Origin of the sequence: Hymenobacter sp. (genome assembly GCF_035709525.1) — a bacterium.
Lineage (GTDB): Bacteria > Bacteroidota > Bacteroidia > Cytophagales > Hymenobacteraceae > Hymenobacter.
This window is the reverse complement of sequence record NZ_DASTEP010000248.1, coordinates 1-3548: the sequence shown is the minus strand read 5'-3', so window position 1 is coordinate 3548 and position 3548 is coordinate 1. Positions and strand designations below refer to the sequence as shown.

Annotated in this window: 3 protein-coding genes; all 3 read right to left on the bottom strand. The window is 64.9% G+C overall.

Annotated elements, in window-relative coordinates; genetic code table 11:
• Nucleotides 1–307 (bottom strand): hypothetical protein (locus tag VFO93_RS22140; RefSeq protein ID WP_325136561.1); only part of this gene is annotated, 307 nt, incomplete at its 3' end.
• Nucleotides 308–439: 132 nt separating this feature from the next.
• Entirely contained in the window at nucleotides 440–967 is a 528-nt protein-coding gene (locus VFO93_RS22135; RefSeq protein ID WP_325136560.1) for a hypothetical protein, read from the bottom strand.
• A 186-nt stretch (nucleotides 968–1153) separates the two neighbouring features.
• On the bottom strand, nucleotides 1154–3548 hold a 2395-nt coding region (locus tag VFO93_RS22130), incomplete at its 5' end, for a hypothetical protein (protein ID WP_325136559.1).

Here is a 3548-nt window from a genome sequence, read left to right as displayed (position 1 = left end):
GGTGGGCGGCGAGCTGGTGGTGTAGCCAGGCGGGGAGCTGGGCCAGGGCGGGGCCGGCGGCTTGCAGCTGCTGGAAGCGGGCGGGGCCGTCGGGCAGCAGGCCGACGAGGGCGCGGGCCAGGGCCCGGGGGGCGGCGGGGGCGGGGCGGCCGGTGAGCGGGTCGTGGCCCAGGGCGTGGGCCAGGAGTTGGTAGGGGGCCTGCTGCTGGGCGGCGTGGGCCAGCAGGGCCACGGCGGGCGCGAGCGCCGGGGGCACGGCGGCCAGCAGGGCCGGGGCGGGGGCGGCGCGAATGAGAAAAGCAGGCAATTCGCCCGCTCTACCAGAATTTCACTCTGACAGAGTGGGCGAATTGCCTGCCTCCATACGCTGCCTCGCCCGGCCCATATCGGCCGGCACTGGTCATACGCACACGTACAGCCAGCTTAGCGCGCACTGCGTTTAGCTGCGCTTCAATTCGTGGTAGCGGGCCACAAATGCCTCGTAGTCAAACTCGGGATACCAGGCGCTCAGGTCGCGCCGGAGGGCGGGTGTGACGGACTCCAGCCGGTGGGCCGGGTTGCGGCCATCATCCGGCAGTAGTTCCAGCAGCGCCAGCTGCCAGTGTTCGTAGCCCAGCGTATAAGGAAGAAGTTGCACGTAGCCTTCCAGGTCCAGGTGCAAGGGGTAGGGGTTCTGGCCCTCGCCGGGGGCGTAGTAGTAAAGCGCCGGGCTCTTTTCTTCGTCGTGGTAAAGACCCACGAAGGCTTCGGGCTGGCAGTAATCGACGGGCTTAAACTGGCGCAGGCGCGGGCTTTCCTCTGGAAAGCCGAAGTACACGCTGCCCTCCCAATCGGCGTAGATTTCTTCGACGGGCAGGAAGTTGACGCCGCCCGTGCAGGCTGGCCGACCCGACCCGTCGGCCGGGCTACGCCAACTCACCTCACTCCCGCCAAAAGTGTTGGCGAAGCTAACTAACTGTTCAGGCACCCATTCACGATGGGGAACCTTCGACCAGGATTTCTTCCCTGCTATGCCAATTGGTCGTGACTCTGTAATCTCAAACAGCTGTTCACAGGTCCATAAAGCGTTCATGAGGTAATAATTATACCCGTATTCCATAGCTAAGCAAGATAAAGGTGCGGCAGCGAAGATAAGTCTACAACCTTAACCTGATTAAGCCAACGCAAGTCGACCATTTTTTATGAGTTGAGCAAAACGGACTTTGTCGAGTGTTGGCGACACACTGCCGAGCACTCTTTTTACATTAGCACCCATCTGTTGAGTTTGCAGGTCATTAGCCAACTGAAAGAGTACGCTTGCTTCAGTAATAGGTGCGTAACCTCTTGCTGTGCCTAGGGTAACCGCTGCTCGTACAGTGATAGCCTCTTCGCCTCGCAAACCCGCCTTCACCAAATTAATGTACAAGCCGCTGTTTATAGGCACTGCTAGCGCTACTTTCTCAAGCTGGTAATCATCCGGGTGTTGCGTGACGCGGTTGTCGATGGTTTCGTCCTTGCGCTCGACCAGTTTGCCCGGTTCGCCGCTGCCACCCGGTAGGCGAGGGTCCCACACGCGCAGCATACAGACCAAGTTCAGCGGCACGTGCTGCTCGGCCGTGATAATGCGCGCCTTTTCGGCGGCTTGCGGGTCGCCGCTGAGCGCACTAATCAGGCTCGTATTGACCGTGCGCCCGTAGGTGGGCAGCACGGTGTAGGCCACCACTTCCGGCCCGCCTTTGTAGCGCTTGGCAAACTGTTCAACTTTTCGCTCGTGGGCCCCGTTGTCGGCACCCCGCAGCGGCGTCAGGTTATACCACTCCTTGCCCGTGCCCCCCAGCTCCTGGCTGAGCAAGTGCCCCAGCACGTAGTAGCGCGACCCGCCGCGCCGGCGCTCGTTCAGGTCTGCAAAATTGGCCGCCGTGCGCAGGCTGCTTTTCGGCTGGCTACCTGCCTGGCTCAGGATGGCTGGCCCAGAGAAAGTAGCCGTCATGCTGCGGCCGAACCCACCGGTGGACGTGACGCCCCCGTAGACGACCTCATACGTGCCAGCGGCAGGATGCCCGAGCTGCACATCCCGCTCTTTCATCAGAACGATAGTGTAAGGCACGAGTTTTTTGAGCAGCGCCGCAACGGTCGCCGTGATGTCGACTCCTACCGCCTGGGTAGCCAAGCTTGCGTCAAGCTTTTGCGCGAGAGGTTGTGCCTTCTGATACGCCTGCGCGGCGGTAGGCGAGGTCGGCACAACGTGCCTGGCAATCTCGGTCAGAAAGTCAGCGTATGACTGTGGAGTACTAGCTACGAACAAGGTGTCGGGCTGTTTGGCGTCGAAATAGAGCGTATGCTGCTCAGCTCCAACGGAAAACCGTTCGCGCAAGCCGAGCCAGCCAGCGACCTTACCGCTCACAGTGGCCGCGACCTGCCGACTCTTGTCAGCGACCTTACCCGCGCCGGCCTTGAGCGTGCTCCAAATAGCTTTAGCCTTGTCGGCAACAGTATCAAGCACTCTATTGACCGCTTTCTCCACCGGCACGCGCACCTTCTTCAAACCCGTCTGGATGGCCTGAGGGATAGCGTCGAGCCGTAGCAGGCGGCCCAGGAAGTTCAGGGCCACGGGCAGGATTTTGACCAGGGTATTCTCGACGGCCTGGGCGGCGGGGGCGAGCTGGCCGGTGGCGATGGCGGCGGCCGAGGCGAAGAGGGCCTGGCCCACCTGGGCAAGCTGCTTGCCCTTCTCCACGAAGAGCATCACCCCATTGTAAAGCCCCCTAGCCAGTTGCAGGAAGGCCCCGCCGGGCACGGCCAGTGAGGCCAGCAACAGGGGTACGGCCTTGGCGGCCACGGCCAGCACCTGCTGCTGCACCAAGTCCAGGGCCTGGGCGCGCAGGCCCTGGGCGTGGGCACTGATGGCTTGCCAGGCGGCTTGCGGGCCGTGCTGCCAGAGGGTGAGCGCCACGCCGCCCACCTGGGTGAGCACTTGTTGCAGGCGCTCGGTGGGCAAGGTGGGCAGGCGCTGACGCAGGCGATGCAGCACGGCGGCCTTCGTGAGGTCGAAGACTTGCAGGAGCACATCGAGCAGGCCAGCCACGTCGAGCTTGGCGGGCAGGAGCAGGCCGGCGTGGGCCAGGCCGCCGAGCAGCCAGTCCTGGACGGCGGCCAGCAGGTGGCGGGGGCCGTGGGCCAGGAAGTTGGCGAAGCCGCGCTGGCCGGCGGCGACGAGGTTGGTGAGGAAGGGCAGGGGGTGGCGCAGGATGCGCAGCAAGAGGTCGCCGCCCTGGTCGAGGGCGCGCAGCACGGGGGCGGCGTGGTCGGGGCCGAGCACGGCGGCGACGAGCCAGCGCAGCAGGGCGGCCTCGGTGCGGATGACGAAGCGGGCCACGTCCTGGGCCAGCGCGAGCCAGGGCAGGGTGAGGCGGGCCAGGGCGGGGGCCGGGTCCAGGGCGTCGCGCAGGCCCAGGGCGCGCAGCTGGGTCCAGGTCTGGGTCAGCACCTGGGTGAGGCGGGGGCCGGAGAGTTGGTGGGCGGCGAGCTGGTGGTGTAGCCAGGCGGGGAGCTGGGCCAGGGCGGGGCCG